General features: G+C 65.9%; 7 protein-coding genes. 1 reads left to right on the forward strand and 6 read right to left on the reverse strand.

Annotated features, from left to right (window positions below; genetic code table 11):
* Positions 1-118: 118 nt before the first annotated feature.
* The 6 genes from AC5P6X_RS13530 to glnA form a co-directional block, all read right to left on the reverse strand.
* Positions 119-463 (reverse strand): DUF596 domain-containing protein, encoded by a 345-nt coding sequence (locus tag AC5P6X_RS13530; protein WP_099605663.1) that lies wholly within the window; start codon positions 461-463, stop codon positions 119-121.
* On the reverse strand, positions 460-15,555 hold the full coding sequence (locus AC5P6X_RS13535; RefSeq protein WP_329755829.1) for a hemagglutinin repeat-containing protein: 15,096 nt from the start codon (positions 15,553-15,555) through the stop codon (positions 460-462). The genes AC5P6X_RS13530 and AC5P6X_RS13535 overlap by 4 nt, the downstream gene beginning before the upstream one ends.
* 106 nt (positions 15,556-15,661) lie before the next feature.
* Positions 15,662-17,386: a ShlB/FhaC/HecB family hemolysin secretion/activation protein gene (locus AC5P6X_RS13540; RefSeq protein WP_329755827.1), complete on the reverse strand. Its 1,725-nt coding sequence runs from the start codon at positions 17,384-17,386 to the stop codon at positions 15,662-15,664.
* Positions 17,387-17,693: 307 nt separating this feature from the next.
* Positions 17,694-19,124, reverse strand: a complete 1,431-nt coding sequence (locus tag AC5P6X_RS13545) for an ammonium transporter (protein ID WP_099605661.1) — start codon at positions 19,122-19,124, stop codon at positions 17,694-17,696.
* 21 nt (positions 19,125-19,145) lie between these two features.
* A complete protein-coding gene (locus AC5P6X_RS13550; RefSeq protein ID WP_004134334.1) occupies positions 19,146-19,484 on the reverse strand; it encodes a P-II family nitrogen regulator in 339 nt (112 codons plus the stop codon).
* A 347-nt stretch (positions 19,485-19,831) separates the two neighbouring features.
* A complete protein-coding gene (gene glnA, locus AC5P6X_RS13555) occupies positions 19,832-21,241 on the reverse strand; it encodes a type I glutamate--ammonia ligase (protein ID WP_005407550.1) in 1,410 nt (469 codons plus the stop codon).
* A 223-nt stretch (positions 21,242-21,464) separates the two neighbouring features.
* Here glnA and AC5P6X_RS13560 point away from each other — a divergent pair, with 223 nt between their 5' ends.
* Complete coding sequence (locus tag AC5P6X_RS13560; protein WP_024956253.1) at positions 21,465-22,259, forward strand: undecaprenyl-diphosphate phosphatase; 795 nt, start codon at positions 21,465-21,467, stop codon at positions 22,257-22,259.
* The last annotated feature ends 11 nt before the right edge of the window (positions 22,260-22,270 follow it).

The following is a 22,270-nucleotide window of genomic DNA, read 5'->3' on the forward strand; positions in this document are numbered from 1 at the left end:
CACGGCAAGTACTGAGCGCAAAACACTTCTCAAGCAAGCTTCATCAAAGCTCGGTGTCGTTACAAGCCCTGACCCATTCGTCAGGATCATCGTGGCGCCACCGACATGAATCGGACTACTACGTCCAGTGTTCACGGCCATCTGCGCCGATCCAAACCAGACCCGCCGGAGCATCGGTCAAGAACCAGAGGCCGAATCCATCGATATCATCTTCACCAGGATTTTCGGGCCAAGCGTTTGAGATTAGCGTCAGCTGCTCCCTCCAGTCGCCTTGCAAGAACACCCCGTCCGTTGCAAGCCTCACTTTCCCTTCCCTCAACAAACGACCCATCAACTCGAAGAACGCGTCTTTTCTTTCGGAGATCCCAACACCTCCCATTTCCATCGTCATGTGCTGCCAGACGGTACCCATTGATAACCCAAACGAAGAAGTCACCACTGCACAATAAATCCCATCTTTCATTTGAACTTCACCTCTACTCGCTTTCCATTATTTATGGATTTATCCTGCACATCAATTGTCCAACTCGCACCAGTCTTCTGCGCGCTCGTTGAAAAATCTCTAAGAGTTATCTTTGCACCAGAGCTCGTGGTTGCCGTATAAAGAAGACCCTTTCCAGGTACGACCTTCGCGACAGGCATGCGATCAGTTCCAGTCAGCTGTCTGAAATACAGCATGACATCGGATGTGCTTGCACCAATATAAACCGGAGCACCCGTACTGACTTGAGCATCGGCCTTCAAGACCTTTGAACCAAGATTCAGCTGAAAATCCTTAGGATCCAATGACTTGCTATTGTATTGGTGTGCGAGGTCATCAATTCGCTTTTGCGAGTACGCCTGAAGAACGGATTCAGGTTGTTTGAGAGACAAATCGGGCCCTGCCGGGCGACCTGCGATTCTCTCCAGTGCGGACTTCTCCGCATCCACTTGCGTCCCGCTTGAGGTATTCGGTGTCCCATCACTCCGTCCGCTCCCAAAGCCTCCGTTGCCGCCGACTATATTGACCATTCCATAGCGTCGTGCCAGCAACTGTGCCAGCCCAAGGCCTACTTCGCCTGCAGTCTCCTTGGACCACAGCCCATATTGATCGATGGAAGTGTCGACACCGGCGGTCCACTGCGCCAGCGCGGCCACCGTATATTCCTGAGGCAGGATATAGACGGGCTGGAGCCCCCCGTTCTCAAAAATCAGCTCGCGATAGGCACGTCCATTCATGGAGTGAGCGAACGAGGAAAGCGCCTCGCTGCTACGGCCGAGATCATCGAACAGTCCAAGCTCTCCGGGCCACGAGCCATACTTGTAGGAAACGGCCGCATTCACAAACGCCTGACACGCAGGGCTCGCCGAGTTCGCTGTACAAACCGAGAGCAGCTCATAGTCCATTCGCTCCGACAGTTGCTTGGCAACGTCACGCACCATCTTCTGACATGACGTGTCGCTGCCGCACTCGTCGAGTTGCTGCTTCATTACTCGAGCCTGATCCTCGGCAAGGAAGTTGTTCTCAACCGAGTTCTTGGCAATCCCCGCATTCAACGCGATCCCAGCCAGATCCTGCCCCGACAGCCCACCCGCCAGCGCACCCACCGCCTGCGACAAAGCCAGCACCATCTCCTTCTGTTCCGGACTCAATCTGGAAGGATCTCCCCCGGTCAACGTATTGGTCAGCACCTTCGCAGCCAACTCGCCGCCTGCCGCCGACACGGCACCGGTCCCCGCACTGCCACCATTGGCTTCCGCCAGCAGCGCACCCAACACCGCATGCGACAGCAATTGCAGCGTCGCATTGGGGTCGCTGCCGTGGTTCGGGTCAAGCGTGCTGCCGATGAAGTAAGCGGCATAGGGCGCCAGTGCATTGGACGCGACCTGACCAGCACCTTGTCCCGCTACGCCTCCCACAAGCGCTGTCGTCACCGCGTTCAATGCACGGTTGTATTCGCCGCCCGTGCCCCACTTCTTGGCATTTTCGTAGGCTGGGCTGTTTGCCGTCAGCACCGCATCGCGTTGTTCCGCACTCAGCGCGTTGAACTCCTTCTTCTGTTCCGTTGACAGGCTGTCGTAGTACGCCTGGGTTGCCTTGTTGCTCTGATAGGCCTGCACATCCACGGCGACCTGCTTGCTGGTGGCGAGCACCGTGCTGGCTGCGTTCGCCATCGCCTGCTGATCGGCCAGCAGCTTGTTGGCATCAGGCATCGCCTCCAGCGCACGGTGTGCCGCAGCCGCATCGGTATTGACACCAAGTTCGGCCGCCGTGGTCTTCCTGCCGCCGATGGTGATATTGCCCTCGGTCAGTGTTGCACGCGTGCTTGAGCTGTCGCTGCCGCTCTCATGCATGGGCAGCCCGCCACCCATTGAGACTCCCGTCGGCCCCTCCAACTTGCCCGTCACGATGCTCGTGCCGATGCCCTTCAGCTGCTCGCCGGCCCCCACGCCCTTGCCAGCCGGTCCCTTGCCCCCGTTGCCGAAGCCACCGCTGATGCTGCCCGACGTGGCCTTGTAGTCCATGTGGTTCTGCAGGTCGGTAAACGTCAGCGAATCCGCAGTCAGCTCGCTGTTTCCTGCATTGGTGCTGGCGATCGCGCCGCCCACCAGATTCACGTGGCCAGCATCCACGTGATAACCACCATTGCCGGCAAACAGGCCGCTCTGCTGGCCAACGCCCTGATAGCTACCGTTTGCCTTGCCTGCACTGGCGTAGCCGTCGGCATTCCACGCGGTGCCGAACGACACCTGCACGCGGCCACCCACCTGGCTATTCTTGGACATGCTCTCGGCGATGTCCTGCAGCGATTCGACGGTCAGCGTGCCACCGGTCTTGACGTCGATGCGGTCGGCGGTGGCGGTCGCGCCGCGAAGGGTGGTATCGCCCTCGGCCTTCATCGAGATGTTCTTGCCGGTCAACGTGGTGTTCTGCCAGGTGCTGCTCTCGGCATTGGACTTGCTGCTGCCCACACTCGCTTCGGCGTAGGCATACACACCGGTCTGCGCACCCACCGCGACGCCCACGCCGACTTCGGCGCCGGCATTGCTGCTCTTGCTGCGGTCGGCCACATGCGCTTTGCCGGCTTCCAGCAGGATGTCACCGGCCGAATCCAGACTGAGCGTGTTGCCCGCGCTCAGATTGCCCTGCACCACGTGGATGTCGCCCTGGGTGCTGGTCAGGTTGACGTTGCCGCCGCCCTGGATGGTGGAACCACGCGAGACCTGGCTGCTGCCATCGGCACTGCTGCTGGAGGTCTTGAAGCCGACGCCGGCCTCGGCACTGAGCAGCGCCCCGCCTCCGCCCTTGCCGGCCATGCTGGAGATGGCACTGGCGGCCTGATAGGCATTGGCACCAGCAGCAAGCCCCTGCATCTTCTGCAGGCGGTCGTCGGACTTGCGGGCGGCGTCGACATTGTTGAGCAAATCGATCAATGGCGACTTCACCCGCGCGAAGGCACCGATCTTCAGGTCCTTGTCGCTCTGCGAGTAGTGACCACTTTCGTCAGCGGTCAGCAGCTCGATCTCGGCAGCGGTGATGTCCACGTCCTTCGCTGCCACCACATTGCTGGCGCTCTGCGTGTACTTGCCACCTGCGGTGAGGTTGACGTTGCCGCCGAGGCTGCCGACGGTGCTGGCCACCTGCGAGACCTGCGCGCTGTCATCGCGATGCTGCTCGCGATGCCAGCCGGAGAACTTCTCGGTATCGGAGATCTGCACAGTGCCGATCGCCTTGCTGTCCGAGCGGTTGGCATTGCTGACCGTGTCCTGCCCACTACGGATCGTCAGGTCGCCCGCAGCGCGGATGCTGACGTCCTTTTCCGCCGCGATGCTGGCGGCGGTCAGGCTGATATCGCCCTCGGTGGTGGCCATGCGTACACCACCACCCACCGACAGCTGTGTGCCGGTGATGGTATCGCTCTGGCCGGCGCCCTCGCTGCGCGAATTGTTGGTGCCAAACGGCAGACCGGCGGAGTTGGTGGCGATACCCCAACCCTTGCCCCGGCTGTCGCTGTCACTGCGCTCGGTGTTGTGCGCGACATCGAACACGATGTCCTTGGTGGCCAGCAGGACAGCATTGCCCTCGGCCGTCATCTGCGCACCCTGGCTGGTGATCGAGCCGCCATTGGCGATCAGCGAGAGATTGCCGCCAGCATTGAGGTTGCTGACCCGGGCGTCACTGGTGGAGTGGCTCTGGTTGCTGTTCGAGCGCTGGCTGCCGGCCGTGATCGCCGGCAGCACGGCCGCCGACACGCCGGCCGCTACGCCTTCAGCGGTACGCGTGATCCGGCCCATCATCGTGCCACTGTCGGCCATGCCTTCGGTGGCGTTGTCGCGTGCAGTGCGGTACGCCTTGGCCGGGTCGTAGGTGACGCCCACCGAGAACCCGCTGGACTTGCTCGACTGGCTGGCCTGCGTATCCACCGTATCCTGGCGGGCGAGCAGGTTGATGTCCTTGCCGACCAGGGTCAGGTCCTTGCCTGCGGCCACGTCGGACGCGGCGATCGTCAGCTGGTTGCCGGCGTTGATCAGCACGCTGCCTTCGCGCGAGGCGATGGCGGAGCCGACCTGAGTGGTCGACTTCTCGGCAGAACTGCTGCTGTTCTTCGAGCTGCCGTAGCCGATCGAAGCAGTTCCATTGGAGAAGCCACCGGTGAAGCCGGACTTCTTCCTGCTCTCGCTGGACTCACTGCTGTGATGGTCTTCCGCAGAAGTGATCAGCACATTGTTGCCCGCACCGAGGACCACTGTGCCGGTGGCATCAACCACCGCGCCTACGGCGGTCAGATCGCGGCCGGCGGTGACGCTCACGCTCTCGCCCATCAGGCCGGTGCCAATGGCGTAGCTGTCGCTGCTCTCGGCGTGGCGGGTGGTGGTGGTGCTCGACAGGGTCTTCTTTTTCTTGTCGTAGCTGTCCAGGCTGAAGTCATGCGTTTCGTTGGCCGAAAGCAGGTTGACGTCGCGACCGGCCGCCACACTCAGCGTGCCATCCGAGCTGGCAACCTGGGTGGCAGTCAGGTTGATATCGCGGTTCGCTCTCAGCACTACATTGTCGCCAGCCTGCAACTGGCTGCCACGCGCGGTCTCGTCACTCTGGCTGATCTGCAGCGAACTGCGCTTGCCACCGGCACTGAAATCACTGCTGCGGCTGTCTATCAGCACCTGGCTGTTGATGTCACCACCGGCCTGCAGGGCCATGCCGCCATCGGTCTTGATGCGGGTTGCGGCCAGGTTGATGTCCTTGCCCGCCGCCAGCACCACATCGCCAGCGCCCTCAATCGACGTCACCGCATGCGTGGTCTGGCTGTTGCTGGTGTGGTTGCGGCTGTCGTGGTTCAGCGCACTGCTCTGGCCCAGCGTCTGCGCAACCAGTTCCAGGTTGCCACCGGCAACCAGCTGGGTGATGCCGTGGGTACCAGCATTGCGGATCTCCGCTGCCTTGAGGCCGATATCACCGCCGGCCACCACCGACAGCACGCCATCGCCACCGGGGTTGGTGACATACAGGCCGGCCACGCGATCCAGCGTGGTCTTCTGCTGCGACAGGCGGTCGCCCTGGTCCTTCCATTCCGAGGTGGTCGAGGCCACGGTGATGTTGCCACCGGCCTTCAATGCAATGGCATCGGTGGCCTTGACGGTACTGCCGATGATGTCGATGTCCTGGCGCGCCGACAGGCCCACCTGCGCACCGCTGATCTGGCCGCCGGACAGGTTGCGGATGTTGCCGGCATCGATGCTGACCAGCTGCCGGCCGGCAATCGTGCCGCTGTTGACCAGGTCGCCGCGCAGCTTGACGTCCACCTCCGCGCCGGCCAGCAGGGCGCCGTCGTTGCCGAGGTCGCCCGGCATCACCCGCAGGTAGACCTGCGGCACCAGCGCGCGCACCACCGAGCCATCGGCCAGGGTGACGTCCTTTTCCACCAGCCAGACGATGTCGCTGGTCAGGCGTGCCATCTGCTCGGCGGTCAGCGCCACGCCGGGACGCAGGCCCCATTCGCTGGCGACCGTGGCGCCGGCCTCCAGCAGCGCGCGGTACTGCTCTTCGTCGCTGGCGTGCCCGGTAAGGAAGCGACGGCCGGTGAGTTCGCCGATCTGCTCGCGCACCAGCTTCTGCTCGTAGAAGCCGTCGCCCAGGCGCTTCTGCGTCTGCGAGGGCTCGAAGCCTGCCCGCTGCAGCAGGTAATCCGAGCTGAGCCAATCGCGATAGCTGGCAAAGCGCGGGTCGGTTTCCACGATGTGGTTGCCACGGTTGGCGTCCACATTGAACAGGCTGGCGGTGGGTGCACTGGCATTCGGGCTGGTGGTGATCACCACGCGCGGATCAGCACCGGTTGTCGTCGTGGCCTGCTTGCCATCCACTGCGGCATTGCCACCACTGCCGGCATGCTCTCCGGCGCGCACCGCCGCCGGGCCGTTGGCATTGGCCTGCCCGGCCTGGGCGGCATTGATGTCCTGCGCCGTGCCAGCACCCGCCCCGGCGTTGCCGGCCTGGCCGGGGCCCTGGGCACCCGCCGCGTCCGCGCGCACGCCGTCGGTCTGGGCGACCGCCTGCTGATGGCCACCGTTGGCGCCCTGCGCCGCGCCAGCGGTGCCCGGCCCCTGTGCGTCCACGCTGCCGGCACCCTGTCCTGTGCTCTGGCCGGGCCCCTGCACGCTGCCCGCGCCGGGGCCGACCGCACCTGCACCGCGGCCGTTGGTATCCAGCTGCGCGGTGCCCTTGCCACCACCGGCGTTGGGGTTGCTGCCCCCGTTGTTGTCGTTGCGCAGGTTGCCGACATCGATGGTGAGCTTGCCACCGGCGGTTATCGACGAACCCAGCGCGCCGGTCTTCTCGGTGATCGGTGCCGCCTTCCAGCGGCTGGAGGAGCCACCGTAGGTGATGGACTGGTTGTCGAAAGTGCTGGTACGGGTCAGCTGCTCGGCAGCATTGATCACCTCGGACTGATCGCGGTTCAGGCCGACGATGGCCAGGTCGCGACCCGCGGCGATGTTGGCGAAACGGTTCTCCAGCCGATCGGTGCTGATCCGCATGTTGCCGCCCGCGTTGATCACGGCGTTGTTTCCTGCCGAAACCACAACGTCTTCCACGGTGGTGCGGGTGGCAATGCGGGTCTTCTCGTTGCCGCTGGTCTCCTGCGGGTGACGCTGCATGTTGATCAGCGTCGCTTCCGGATTGTCATAGTCCGGATAGGTGATGATCTGCACGCAGGTCGTGGTGCAGGTGCCATAGGCGTTGCTGTACCGAAGGGTATCGGTCACGTACTCGATCGGCGGCGACCCCGGACCACGGGTGGACAGATCGCGGAAGGGATCTTCCGCGCCTGCGCCGAGCTGATCGGGATTGTTGCGGTTGTCGGCGCGGCTGACGTAGTAGATCGTGACCGTGCCGTCCTGCACGCTCAGGCGCTCACGTGACGCGCGTGCGCCATGCACGCCACCGCGGGCGAACGCATAGGCGCTGGTGTTGCTGGACAGCCGGATCACCGCCTTGCGGATCTGCTGGCCATCCGGAGTGACATAGGGGGTGTCTTCGAGGATGTCCGCCGGGTTGAGGTAGTAGATCTCATACGGCTGGTAATTCGAGGTAGCGCGGAAATCCCGGTTGTTGTTGTTGGCGTTCTTGAACCAGCCGGGTTGTTCCAGCCGCACCGGTGCATGCACGGTGGTGACCTTCTCCACGACCACGTTCTCGCGGATGTTGTTCACCGCCAGCGCGGACAGGTCCAGATTGCCGCTGACCTCGATGGTGGAGCCGATGTTGTCGACCTTCTGCGCGCTGCCTACCGCGCCCAGACCGTTCAGGCCACCGCCGATGGCGGCGTCGCCATCGCTGAAGATCAGGCTCTTGCCGCTGTTGGTCAGCGTGCCGACGCCGAGGTCCAGGCGCTGGCGCGCAGCGATGGTACCTGCACGGTCCACGCCACCGATGTTGGCTGCCACGTTGTTGAGCGAGCCCGCCTGGATGGCGACCCGGTCACCGTAGATGCGGCCGCTGCCGATGTTGTCGACGGTCGCAGCGGTGATATAGGTGACGTTGCCGTCCAGCAGGCCGTAGTTGACCAGTGCGCCGCCCGCTGCAAGGCGGGTCAGGCCGATGCTGCTGATCTCGCCGGTGGAGGCGTTGGTGATGTTGCCCGCATTGATGTTGACGTTGGCGCCGGCCAGCTTGCCGGTGTTGTCCAGGTTGCCCTGGATGGACAGGCTCAGCGTGCCGTTGGCCACCATCTCGCCACGGTTGGTGTGGCTCTGGCCCAGCTCCAGAGTCATGTCACCCTGCGACATCAGCCGGCCATCACCGATGATCTCGCGGGTGCGGAGGGTCTGCTGCCTGCCGGCCACCAGGGTGCCGCCGCTGTTGACCAGGGTATCGGCGCGGACATCAGAGCCCAGCGCCGCCGACACCAGGCCACCGCTGTTGTCCAGGCGCTGGTTCACCTGCAGCACGAGGTTGTCGGCAATCACCTGGCCGTTCTGGTTGTCCAGGTTGCTGGTGGTCACCTGCAGGGTCTTGCCCTGCAACCCCAGTGCAGGACCATTGCCCGGGCTGAGCGTATTGCGGTTGTCGACACGGCCGGCCTGCAGGTCGAGGCGGCCGGTCGCGGCCACCAGGCCGCCACTGTTGAGCAGCGCGCCCTGCAAGCTGATGTCGGCATTGCCACCGGCGGTCACGCTGCCACCGGTGTTGGCCAGCTGCTGCGCGCGCAGCAGCAGGTCGGCCGCACTCACCAGCGAGCCGCCGCCACTGTTGTCGATGTCGATGGCCTGCACGTCGGCACCGGCCTTGGCGGACACCGCGCCACCACGGTTGTCCAGATCGCCGCTGCGGATCTGCAGCGTGCCACTGCTGACAATGCCGTTGCCGTTGGAACCGGCGTTGATCAGCCGCTGTCCGGCGGTGTTGATGCTGAGGGCTGCCGCCGACTGCAGCAGGCCGCCTGTGTTGTCCAGGGCACCGCTGCGCAGCTCTGCGTTTCCGGAAAGGCTGGCAATGATGCCGCTGCGGTTTTCCAGCGCCTGGCCGCGGGTATCCAGCTGCAGGTCGTTGGCGATGATCCGGCCACTGTTGTTGTTCAGGCCGCTGGCCGAGACCTGCAGGTGCTTGCCGGCCTGGACCAGGCCGCCCTGGTTGCGCAGCGCATCGGCGCTGGTCAGCTGCATGTCCTGACCAGAAGCCACGGTGCCACCATCGTTGTTGATGGACTGTGCCTCGGCCAGCAGTGCGCCTCCGGCAGACAGGGTGCCCTTGTCGCTGTTGTCGAGCAGGCCGTCGACGCGCACGGTCAATGCGCTGCTGCCATCGCTGTGCACGATGCCGCCGCGATTGTCGAACGCGCCTGCGATGAGGGTGGCGTCTCCTGTGGTCAGGATGCGGCCACCGCGATTCTCCAGCGCGTGGGTGATCGCCAGGGTGCTGATACCGCCGCCGGCAGCCTGGATCGTGCCCCGGTTGTTGAGCAGCTGAGCGCTGCGCAGATCCAGCGTGCCATTGCCGGCAAGCGTGCCACCGCTGTTGTCCAGCCTGTCGCGCGCGGACACCTTCAATGCATTGCTGCCAGAGGCGATGATCGAACCGCCCGCGTTGAGCAGCGTGCCTGTATCCACGGCGATGCGGGTAGCCGACAGCGTGCCGTCACGCAGGTCGGTGGTTTCGCCGGTCAACTGCAGGGCGCCATTGCTGAGCAGCTTGCCGCCCTGGCCATTCAAGGTGTGTGTGTTGATGGCCAGCATGCCGGTGCCAGCCTGCTGCACGGTGCCGCCGGCATTGCTGAACACTGCACTGGTCAGTGTCAGGTCACCATTGCTGGCGATCAGGCCGTTGCCGCCATTGTCCAGTGACGTGGTGGCCTGCACGGTGCTGGCCTGCGTGCCCGTCGCCAGCAGCTTGCCGTTCTGGTTGTCGAAGCGGTCGGCGTTGAGGGCGAAGTGATCGGCAGTGAGGGTGGCGCCGCGATGGTCCACGGTCACCGCATCCAGCTGCAATCCGCCTGCCGTGGCGATGCTGCCGCCGGCGCCGTCCAGCTGGGTGGCCTGTACGGTCAATACGCCCTTCCCTGCATGGACGATGCTGCCCGCGGCATTGACCAGTTGCCCGGCATCGACACGCAGATTGCCGGCATTGCTGGCGAGGGTGCCGCCGCCGTTGTTGAAACGGCCGGTGACGGTGATCCGGCTGTCGGACGTACCTGCCGAACTTAAGGTACCGCCCGCATTCGATAGCGAACCGGCGCTGATCTGCTGCGCACCGTTGGCAGCGATGGTGCCGCCGTCATTGCCCAGCGCGCCGCGTACCTGCAGCGACATCGCCTGGTTGCCGGTAGCGGTCAGCGTGCCCGCCGTGTTGTCCAGCTGGCCGGCCTCGACGCTGACCTGCTGCGCGGCCATGGTGCCCGCACTGAGATCGATGGTCTCGCCCTTCAGTTGCAGCTCGCCATTGCTGACGATGCGGCCGGCATGACCCTGCAGCGTGTCGGCATCGATCTGCAACAGGCTGTCGCCCGCCTGCTCGATGCTGCCGGTGCGGTTGTCCAGCGAAGCCGCTGACACGCGCATGCCCGCACCGCTGGCGATGACACCCTTGTTGCTGTTGTCGAGCAGGCCATCGGCCTTTGCCACCAGGCGTGCAGCGCTGTGCAGCGTGCCGCCCTGGTTGTCGATGCTGCCGGCGGTGATGCCGAGCCCGCCGTTGGCCAGGATGCGACCGCCACGGTTGTTGAGGTTCTGGCCGATGTTCAGCTGGCTGGCCGCCGTACCGGCGGACTGCAGCGTACCGCCAGCATTGACCAGCGCGGCGCTGCGCAGGTCCAGCCCACCGTTGCTGGATACGGTGCCACCGCTGTTGTCGATGCGTTCGCGCGCGCTCAGCCGCAGCGTGTCGCTGCCGGTCGCGGTGAGCGTGCCGCCGGCGGTGATCAGGGTGCCGGTATCCACCTCGATCCGCTTGGCCGAGGTCACACCCGTGCGCAGGTCGGTGGTGGTGCCCTTGAGCAGCAGGCTGCCATTGCTGACCAGCGTGCCGCCCGTACCGTTGAGCGTTCCGGCGTTGATCGACAGCACGCCTTCGCCGGCGTGCTGCACGGTGCCGCCGGCATTGCCGAACACCGCCGCCTGGATGCCCAGGTCGCCATTGGTGGCCAGCAGGCCCCCCTCACCGTTGTCCAGGCTGCCGACCACGTCGATCCGGCTGCCCTCTGCACCAGTCGCCATGACCTTGCCGGCCCGGTTGTCGAATGACTGTGCGTCCAGCGCGATGTGCTCGGCCTGCAGGGTGGCGCCGCGATGGTCCACGCTGCCCGCCTGCAGGGTGATGCCGCCTGCGCTGGCGATGGTGCCGCCCTGGCCATCCAGTTGCCCGGTGCGCAGCAGCAGGCCCTGGCTGCCGGCATGGCTGAGCGTGCCCCTGACGTTGGCCATGCTGCCGGCGTCGATCTTCAGCGCCGCACCATTGCTGGCCAGCATGCCGTTGCTGTTGTCGAACAGGCCGTCGATGCGGAGCTCAGTGGACGCGCTGCCGGCCGAACTGAGCGTGCCGCCACGGTTGGAGAGCTCACTGGCTTCGATGTGCTGGGCACCGTTGCTGGCAATGGTGCCGGCGTCGTTGGCCAAGCGACCGCTGATCTGCATCGCCAGCGTTCCACTGCCCGTAGCGCGCAGCGCACCCGCACTGTTGTCCAGGCTGCCGGCCACGATATCGAGCTGCTCGGCCGCCACGCTGCCGCCGCGGAGATCCAATGACCCGCCCTGCAGTGACAGCGCGCGGGCGGCACCGATGCTGCCGCCCTGGCCCGACAGCGTTTGCGCTTCGATGCGCAGGTTGCCGTTGGCGGAGATCGCGCCGCTGCGGTTCTCCAGCTGCGCGGCGCGGATTGCGGATGCAGCATCACCGGCGGCAATCAACTTGCCATGGTCGTTGACGAAGCGGCCTGCGTGCACATCGACCGCACCATTGCTGCCCAGCGTTCCGCCGGTATTGTCGAGCAGCCTACGGGCCTGCAGCTGGAGCGCCTGGGTGCCCAGCGCACTCAGCTGGCCACCGGCGGTGATCACGGTGTCGCTATCGATGCTGATGCGCTGCGCGGTGGTAGTACCGTTGCGCAGATCGAGGGTGTCGCCCTGCAGCTCCAGCGAACCGTTGCTGAGCAGGGTGCCACCGGCGCCGGTCAGGTCCTGCGTGGTGATGACCAGGCTGCCGTATCCGGCCTGCTGCACGGTTCCGCCGGCATTGCCGAAGGTACGCGCGTGGATATCCAGGTTGCCATTGCTGGCCAGGGTGCCGCCATTGCCGTTGTCCAGCGTGCCCTGCACGCGCAGCGTATTGCCACCGGTGCCGGTGGCGATGATGCGCCCACCGCGGTTGTCGAACCCGGTCGCCGAGATGTCCAGCTGCGCGGCAGCCAGCGACGCGCCCTGGTGATCGACCTCGGCCGCCGTGAGCTGCAGGGCGCCGGCAGTGGCGATCTGTCCCTTTGCTCCGTCCAGGCGCCCGCTGTCGATGACCAGGCCGTCGCTGCCCGCATGGCTGAGGGTACCGCCGGCATTGACGAGCCCGCCGCTTTTCAGCTGCAGGTGGGCGGCATTGCTGGCGATGCTGCCGCCACTGTTGTCGAGCGTGCCGTCGACCTGGATCTGCGAAGCTGCCGTTCCCGCCGAATTGAGCGCACCGCCGCGGTTGGACAGCGCACCCGCCTGGATCTGCTGCGCGCCATTGGCGCTGATGCTGCCGCCGTCGTTGCGCAGCAGGCCCTGCACCTGCAGCTGCATCGCGTTGTTACCCAGTGACAACAGGCTGCCGCCACTGGTGTCCAGGCCGGTGGCCGTGATCTTCACGTCACGGGCGCGGGTGCTGCCCTTCTGCAGGTCCAGCTGCTGCCCACTCAACTGCAGCAGGCCATTGCTGGCGATGCTGCCAGCAGCTCCCTGCACGGTGGTCGCGTCGATCTGCAGCGTGCCGGTGCCGGCATGGTCGATGCTGCCACTCTCGTTCAGCAGGCCATCGGTCTTGATCTGCAGATCGCCATTGCCGGACAGCAGGCCGCGCTGGTTCTGCAGCCGCTGGCTGGCGTGGATGTGGCTGGTGCCGGTGCCTGCGGCGATCAGCTTGCCGCCGTCGTTGATGAGGATGCCGCTGTTGATGTCCAGCGCACCATTGGCGCCCACGGTGCCGCCGCTGTTGTCCAGGGTGCGCGATACCTGCAGCTGCAGGGCATCGCCGCCGGTCGAGGTCAGCGTGCCGCCGGCGGTGGTCAGGTCGCCGGCGCGCACGTCGATGCGCTGCGCGGCGGTGGTGCCATTGCGCAGGTTCAGGGTATCGCCGTGCAGCTGCAGGGTGCCGTTGCTGAGAACGGTGCCGCCCTGGCCCTGCAGGCTGGCGGTGGTGATGCGCAGGTTGCCAGCGCCCGCCTGCTGCACGGTGCCGCCGGCATTGCCGAAGAACGCTGCATCGATCTGCAGGTCGGCATTGCTGGCCAGCAGGCCACCGTCGCTGTTGTCCAGGTGATTGCGGACGTTGAGCGTGCTGGCCTGCAGCCCCGTGGACAGCACGCGGCCGCCGCGGTTGTCGAAGTCCTGTGCGCTCAGGCCGAGCTGGCGGGCGACCAGCTGCGCACCACGGTGGTCGGCGCGGCCCAGCTGCAGGTCTGCCGCGCCGGCGGTGGCGATGCTGCCCTGCACGCCATCCAGTACCTCCGCACGCAGCAGCAGGTCCTCGCTGCCGGCGTGGTTGATGCTGCCCCGGGTGTTGACCAGGGTGCCGATGTCGAGGCCGAGCCGCGTGGCATTGCTGGAGATGCTGCCCTCGCTGTTGTCGACCTGGCCGATCATCCAGGTCGTCTCGGCGCTGCCACCGTGAGCAAGGCTGCCGCCGCGATTGATTGCCGATTGCGCCTTCAACTTGAAACCACGGGCGAAGGTCATGCGGCCGCCGCTGTTGTCCAGCTGTTGCACCTGCGCGCTGGCCGCGCCCTGGACCTGCAGGGTGCCACGCATGTTGCGCAGCGCCTGTCCCTGCACCTGCAGGGTGCTTGCGCCCAGCGTGCCGTCGCTGTTGTCCAGGCTGTTGCGGGCGCTGAGCTGCAGGTCGCCACTGGCTTCGATGCGGCCGCCGTCGTTGTCCAGCGTTCCTGCGATGTTGAGCACACCGGCCGCCAGCGGCGGAAGCGGCGTGACCGGCGGGGTGCCGCCGCCGGTGCCGGGAGTGCCAGTGCCGGGAGTGCCAGTGCCGGGGGTACCTGTGCCTGGCGTACCGGTACCTGGCGTACCCGTACCCGGCGGGGTGCCGGTGCCGCCGGTGCCGGTGCCTGGCGAAACGCTGGACACGGTGCCGATGCGGCCCTGCAGGTTGCTGAGGTCGGCGGCCTGCAGCTGCAGCGCCTGCGTTCCAAGCTGTTCGATGCTGCCGCCGCGGTTGCGCAGCGCATCGGCATTCACTTCGATGCGTCGCGCATTGAGCGTGCCGCCACTATTGTCGACATCTGCCGGGGTCTGCACGCGCAGCTCGCGCTCGGCACTGAGCGTGCCGGCATTGGCGATGCCCGCGCTGGCGTCGATGCGCAGGTCCTGCTGCGCATGCATCGCGCCGGTATTCTGCAGCCGGCCGTCGGCGGTGACCACCAGCTCGCCGGCCTGGGCACCGAGCTTGCCGGCATTGCTTACGCCCACGCCATGTTCATTGCCGACCAGCCAGATGCGGTTGGCATACATGCCGCCCAGCGCGCCCACATCCAGCGCGAAGGTGGGCGCGGCGGACGTAGGCTTCTGCTGCTGCACGCTGCTGTGGTCGGCACTGACCACGTTGCTGCCCAGGCTGGCCTGCAGCTGGTTGGCCCAGATGCCGGCATTGACCTGCAGCGAACGGGTGATGATGTCGGTGTAGTCGGCGCGGCTGGTATCCAGGCCCGTGCCACCGACACCGATGCTGCCACCTTCCACGCGATAGCCTTCCAGCACGCCATTGCTGACGATCGGCGTGCCGGTGGTCAGGGTCACCCGGCTGGCGTTGAGGAAGCCCGCGCCATTGACCTGGATCCCGGCCGGGTTGGCGATGACCACCTGCGCCCGCGCACCGGCCACCTCCACATAGCCATTGAGGTGGCTGGGATTGCTGCTGTTGACCTCGTTGAGGATGACCCGTGCGGTGCCCGTGGCCAGCCACGGATTGCCCTGCACCCAGCCACCCAGCTGGGTCTGCACCTCGCCGCGCGAGTTGTTGAGGATCACGCCCTGCTGGCCGACGTCGAACTGCTGGTAGGTATTGCGCGACACCCCGCCCGCACTGGGCGTGGTGATGTTGACCTGTGGCGTGCCGTTGGCCGAGGTGATCACCGTCGGGCGCTGGTTTGCCGGCGCGCCCGGGTCGGCGGCGATGCGGCCCGGGTCGGCCGGCGCCTGCTGCGCTGACAACGGCTGCACCAGCCCCACCCAGCCCAGCACCAGCCACAACGCGAAACTGATCGGTCGCAGGGTGCCGACCGTGCGGCCTTCACGATTGTCGGCACCGCCGTGCGCGGCGTTGACCAGCTCGGACGCAACCTGCATGACCCCGAGCGTACGGTTGAAGACCAGACGGTAGACTTTGTTCACGGCGCTGATTCCTTTCGGTGCTGTTGGGTGGTGTGCGCAGCGGGCTGCGCGGTACCGCATCGTGTTGGCCGCGCTGCAGGCAGCGCAGGCCGGCCATGCGCAGGCGTCAGAACGAGACGCCCATGTTCATTCCGAACGTGGTGTAGGCGGTCTGGAAGCCGCGCGGCCTGGACAACGGGCTGCCGACGAAGGCATCCCAGTTGATGTGGCGGGTGCCACCGCGAAGGCCGAGCGCGGTACCGGTGAGCCGGTCGCCGAGCAACCGGGCCGTGGACGGACCGCCGACGCGGCCGTGATCGACCGCGACGTAGGCCTCCACGCCACTGCCCAGGGGTACGCCCACTTCATTGCGCAGCAGCCAGCCGCGCTCGCCGGTCAGCGACATTTCGCCATCGAAGCCACGCACGGTGTAGCGGCCACCGATCGAGAACCGATCCTGCGGTACCAGCGGCGAGCGGTTCCACTGCGCACGCCAGCTGCTGGTGTAGCGCAGGCTCTGGCGGCCCCACTGCATCGGCACGACCAGCTGCGCATCGGCGGTGAAGATGCGGCCATGCGCCGTGCCTTCGCCAAAGACCTCTTCCGGTGCGCGCAGCGCGTTGAAGGCGCCGGTCCCCTTGCGGTATGCCAGGTTCACATCCAGCGTCGCCTTGCCGATGAAGTGCCGGTGGCCCAGGCCCAGTTCCCAGCCCGCCATGCGGCGGCGCTGCACTTCGATCTCGGTATCGTTGATGAAGTTGTCCGATTCGCGGTACCAGCCGCGCGCGTACATGCTGGTCTTGGCGCGCGCGTTGCGGAACAGCATGCGCGTCAGGCGCAGCTCGGCGTTGCGGCTGGAGCCGCTGTAGACGTAATTCTCGAATGCGCCGGCAACGGTCTGCTCATAGTCGAAGTTGCTGGCGTTGGCGCCCAGCAGCCATCCGCCCAGCGGCACGCTGTAATGCACTGCCCAACTGTCGGTGCCACGCTCGCTGCCGTTGAACACCGATCTGCCCACGTTGATGTAGAACAGGTCGCTGAGGCCGGCCGCGTTGTCCACCGACACCGTGGTGCCGGCCTGCATCTTGCCGGTGGACTGGCTGCCGGCATCGTCCAGGGTCAGGTTGACCCGTACCAGGCGCGCCTGCTGCCAGCTGATCACCAGATCACTCTCGCCCGGCTTGGCCGCCGCGCCATCGGCCGGGGGCGCGATCTGGATGTCCACCTGCGCGGTCGGCACGCGCTGCAGGTTTTCCAGCGCCTGTTCGATGTCACGCAGGTTCAGTACTTCGCCGCGTGCCACCCGCACCGCGTTCCAGAGGGCGGGGGTGCGGCCTGCGCCGTCGGCAAAGCGGATGGCATTGACGCGGCCCGGGACGACCGTGAGCGTCAGGATGCCGGTCTTCAGGTCCTGCGGTGCGGCCAGGATGCGGGTGGTGACGTAGCCGCGCTCGATGATCGCGTTCTGCACGCGCTTCATCACGATGTCCACGCCGGCGGTACCCAGGCAGCGCCCGGTGGCGGGGTCGCTGCGCGGATCGGCTGCCGCCAGTGCCCAGCGGAAGCGGTCGGCCTGGTCACCCTGCAGCTCGATGCGGTTGATGGTGAAACAGGGTGATTCGTCCACCGGCAGATGGCCGAGGTCTTCAGTAGCCGGCTGCAGCCGGACATCCGGCGTGGCTTCCTGTTGTTCGCGCAGCGCGCGTTCGCGCTCCTGCTGCCGGAGCAGCTCCTGCTCCGGTGACACGACCTGCGCCCCGGCCGGTGCCTGGAAGCCGGCGATGGCCAGTGCCACGCCCACGGACAACCGCCAGTGCAACGCGCGGCTGCGTACATTACGTCCCTGTTCCACGATGTCCTGTTCCCTGCAGATGGCTGCCAGACCGACGAAGATGCGGCTGGAAGAGGCAGCACTGTAAGGGAATCGCGTGGCAGGAAACAGAGCCGGCAAACTGCCGCCGGCCCAGCCCATCCGGGCAAAATGTGATGTCCGACGGACGGCGTTCCGCCAGCGGGCGGCGCCCCGGATCTACACCCGACCCAGCGCAGGTCCGCCAGTACGCCGACAGATGCCTGCGGCACTGGGGAAACCTGTGCCCGGCCCCCGCCACTGCAGGCGACGCAGCAGTGGCGGGGTACCTTTGAAACCGTGAAGCCCGTCAGGCCTCGTAAGCCGACTCACCATGCGAGGTGACATCCAGGCCGGTGCGCTCTGCTTCCTCGGTCACGCGCAGGCCGACCACGCTGCGCACTACCAGCAGGATCAGCGTCGTCACCAACGCCGACCACACCACGGTGAGGCCGACGCTGACCACCTGCACCCAGACCTGGTGCGCGATATCCAGATCCGCCTTGGTACCACCCAGCGACTGTGCACTGAACACACCGGTAAGGATCGCGCCGACGATGCCGCCGACACCATGCACACCGAACACGTCGGCGGTGTCGTCCACTTTCAGCAGGCGCTTGAGGCCCGTGACGCCCCAGACGCAGACCACGCCGGCAACGAAGCCGATCACGATCGCGCCGAGCGGGCCGACCGTGCCACATGCCGGGGTGATGCCGACCAGGCCGGCCACCGCACCCGAAGCAGCGCCCAGTGCCGATGGCTTGCCCTTGCTGATTGCTTCCACCAGCGTCCAGCCGAGCACGGCGGCGGCGGTGGCCAGCACGGTGTTGAGGAAGGCCAGCGAGGCCACGGTATCGGCTGCGGCAGCGGAACCGGCATTGAAGCCGAACCAGCCCACCCACAGCAGCATCGCGCCGATGTAGGTGAACGGCACGTTGTGCGGCTTCAGCGCGGTCTGGCCGTAGCCCAGGCGCTTGCCGACAAACCAGGCAGCCACCAGGCCAGCAACGCCCGCATTGATGTGGACCACGGTGCCGCCGGCGAAATCGATCGCGCCCAGCTCGCCCAGGTAACCGCCACCCCAGACGATATGTGCCATCGGAATGTAGCTGAGGGTGAACCACAGCGCCGAGAACAGCAGCACCGCGCGGAACTTGATGCGCTCGGCGAAGGCACCGACGATCAGCGCGGTGGTGATGCCGGCAAAGGTCGACTGGAACGCGACGAACAGATAGTCCGGCAGTCCCTTGATCGGCGTGTTGCCGACCGACTCGGGGGTGAAGCCCTTGAGGAAGGCGAACTCGGTGAACGAACCGAAGAACGGATTGCCCGCGCTGAACACCGCGCTGTAGCCGTAGGCCACCCACAGCAGCAGCACCAGCGAGAACACCACCAGGATCTGGCTGAGTACCGACAGCACGTTCTTCGAACGCACCAGGCCGCCGTAGAACAGGGCCAGGCCCGGCACGACCATCAGCAGCACCAGCAGGGTGGAGGTGAGCATCCAGGCCACGTCGCCATGATCATAGGCGGCGGCCGCTTCGGCCACGGCCGGCGCAGCGGCTGCAGCTGCAGGGTCCTGCAGCGGCTCAACGGCCACGCTTTCGCTCGGCAGCGGCGACACCTGCGCCTGGGCGTGGGCATTGCCCGGCCAGGCACCCGCGGCCAGCGCGCTCAGCAGCATCAACAGGCACACGATATGGAACCGGGCTTGCCACCCGGTGAGAAGGCGCATCTTCATGGGGGAGTCTCCGGAAGGGGGTTACAGCGCGTCGGCACCGATTTCGCCGGTGCGGATGCGGATGACCTGTTCGACGGCGGTGACGAAGATCTTGCCGTCACCGATCTTGCCGGTGCCTGCCGACGATTGGATCGCTTCGATCACCGCATCGGCACGCTCGTCGGTGACTACGGTTTCGATCTTGATCTTGGGCAGGAAATCGACGACGTACTCGGCGCCGCGATACAGCTCGGTGTGGCCCTTCTGGCGGCCGAAGCCTTTCACTTCGGTCACGGTAATGCCCGATACGCCTGCGTCGGACAAGGCCTCGCGGACCTCGTCGAGCTTGAACGGCCGGATGATGGCGGAGATCAGTTTCATGCGCATGTCCCGATGGTGGATGGGGCCAGCGCGCCAGCGCGCGTTGGCATCAGGCAACCACGGGTCATCAGGATGATGACCGTGGCTGTTGCACCGGACACGTACAGGGCCGGGACGGCCGTGCCTCTCTCCTTGCACGACTGACGCGGGAGGGAGGGCGGCCCTGGTCGCGTATCCGGTCTCTCTCTTGCCCCTGGATAAGCGGGCCAAAGGCCCACGTTCCAATGCAGCGGACTGACAGTCCGCTCTACAACGGCGGGCCTGCGCCCGCCTTGCGGCTCCCCAGCCGCGAAAACGGAAGCGATGGCGGCGGGTGGGAGGGGGAAACCCACCGCCATCGCATCCGGTCAGCTGGCGTAGTACAGCTGGTATTCCAGCGGGTGGGTGGCCGCGCGGAACTTGGTCACTTCCTGCATCTTCAGCGCGATGTAGCCGTCGATGAAGTCATCGCTCATCACGCCACCGGCCTTCAGGAACTCGCGGTCCTTGTCCAGCGCTTCCAGCGCCTGGTCCAGCGAGGAGCAGACCTGCGGGATCAGCTTCTCTTCTTCCGGCGGCAGGTCGTACAGGTCCTTGTCGCTCGGTGCGCCCGGGTCGATCTGGTTCTTGATGCCGTCCAGGCCGGCCATCATCAGCGCAGTGAAGGTGAGGTAGCCGGACTGGATCGGGTCCGGGAAGCGCATTTCGATACGGCGCGCCTTCGGGTTGGAGACCCACGGAATGCGGCACGATGCCGAACGGTTGCGGGCCGAATAGGCCAGCATCACCGGCGCTTCGAAGCCCGGCACCAGGCGCTTGTAGCTGTTGGTGCCCGAGTTGGCGAAGGCATTGATGGCCTTGGCGTGCTTGAAGATGCCGCCGATGTACCACAGCGCCAGCTGGCTCAGGCCACCGTAGCCGTCACCGGAGAACAGGTTGGTGCCGCCCTTGGACAGCGACTGGTGCACGTGCATGCCGCTGCCGTTGTCGCCGACGATCGGCTTGGGCATGAAGGTGACGGTCTTGCCGTTGCGGTGCGCCACGTTCTTGATCACGTACTTCATGCGCAGCAGTTCGTCGGCCTTCTGCACCAGGGTGCTGAACTTGGTGCCGATCTCGCACTGGCCGGCGGTGGCCACTTCGTGGTGCTGCACTTCCACTTCGATGCCGACCTGTTCCAGGGTCTTGCACATCTCGGCGCGCAGGTCGTGCAGGGTGTCGGTCGGCGGAACCGGGAAATAGCCGCCCTTCACGCCCGGACGGTAACCGCTGTTGGCGCCGTCGTACTTGGCGCCGCTGTTCCAGGCGGCTTCTTCGGAATCGACCTTGAAGAAAGTGTTGCCCATTTCATTGGCGAAACGGACCGAGTCGAAGATGAAGAATTCCGGCTCCGGGCCGAAGAACGCGGTTTCGGCAATGCCGGAGGACTTCAGGTAGGCCTCGGCGCGCTTGGCGATGCCGCGCGGGCAACGGCCATACGGCTGCATGGTGGCCGGGTCGAGGATGTCGCAGCTGATCACGATGGTCGGATCGGCGTAGAACGGGTCGACGTAGGCGCTGGCGGTATCCGGCAGCAGCACCATGTCCGACTCGTTGATGCCCTTCCAGCCGGCGATCGAGCTGCCATCGAACATCTTGCCTTCTTCGAACAGCGACGGTTCGACGATGCTGACCGGGAAGGTCACGTGCTGCTCGACACCACGCATGTCGACAAAGCGCAGATCGACGAATTCGATCTGGTTGTCCTTGATCAGCTTCTCAACGTTTTCCACGGACATCGGTACGACCTCGGATGGGGATGAATGCCTGCTGAGGTAGAGCAACGACCGTGCCAACTTTTCAGATGCCGCAAGTCATTGATTTCATGAAGGCCGCCCCGTGCGGGTGCAGAACGCGGCGCACCAAACGAGTGCACCGACCACCAGACGCACCCGTTTGGTGCAGCGCGGATCGTCTATCCTCTCGCCCTTCTTCCTTCCGCCGCGCGTGCACGCACCGTCCATGTCCGACCTGCTCTCCGCCCTGCTGCTGGGCATCCTCGAAGGCTTGACCGAGTTCCTGCCGATCTCCAGCACCGGCCACCTGCTCATCGCCCAGCACTGGCTGGGTGCCCGTTCGGACTTCTTCAACATCGTCATCCAGGCCGGCGCCATCGTGGCCGTGGTACTGGTGTTCCGCCAGCGCCTGCTGCAGCTGGCCACCGGCTTCAACCAGCGCGGGAACCGCGAGTACGTGTTCAAGCTGGGCGCGGCGTTCCTGGTCACCGCGGTGGTCGGCCTGGTGGTACGCAAGGCCGGCTGGTCGCTGCCGGAAACGGTCAGCCCGGTGGCCTGGGCGCTGATCATCGGTGGCGTCTGGATGCTGCTGGTGGAGGCCTACACCGCGCGCCTGCCCGACCGCGACCAGGTGACCTGGACGGTGGCGATCGGCGTCGGCCTGGCGCAGGTCGTGGCCGGCGTGTTCCCCGGCACCTCGCGCTCGGCCTCGGCCATCTTCCTGGCCATGCTGCTGGGCCTGAGCCGCCGCGCGGCCGCCGCCGAGTTCGTGTTCCTGGTCGGCATTCCCACCATGTTCGCCGCCAGCGCCTACACCTTCCTGGAAATGGCCAAGGCTGGGCAGCTGGGCAGCGAGAACTGGACCGACGTGGGCGTGGCCTTCCTTGCCGCGGCCGTCACCGGCTTCGTCGTAGTGAAGTGGCTGATGGGCTACATCAAGTCGCACAGGTTCACCGCCTTCGCCATCTACCGCATCGCGCTGGGCGCGGCGCTGCTGCTGTGGCTGCCGTCCGGCAGCTGAACAGCACCGGG

This window comes from Stenotrophomonas sp. YJH_SMC_40, from assembly GCF_059368615.1.

Coding starts and splice junctions, on each gene's coding strand:
- AC5P6X_RS13530 (WP_099605663.1), bottom strand. CDS start 463: ATGAAAGATGGGATTTATTGTGCAGTGGTGACTTCTTCGTTTGGGTTA.
- AC5P6X_RS13545 (WP_099605661.1), bottom strand. CDS start 19,124: ATGAAGATGCGCCTTCTCACCGGGTGGCAAGCCCGGTTCCATATCGTG.
- AC5P6X_RS13550 (WP_004134334.1), bottom strand. CDS start 19,484: ATGAAACTGATCTCCGCCATCATCCGGCCGTTCAAGCTCGACGAGGTC.
- glnA (WP_005407550.1), bottom strand. CDS start 21,241: ATGTCCGTGGAAAACGTTGAGAAGCTGATCAAGGACAACCAGATCGAA.
- AC5P6X_RS13560 (WP_024956253.1), top strand. CDS start 21,465: ATGTCCGACCTGCTCTCCGCCCTGCTGCTGGGCATCCTCGAAGGCTTG.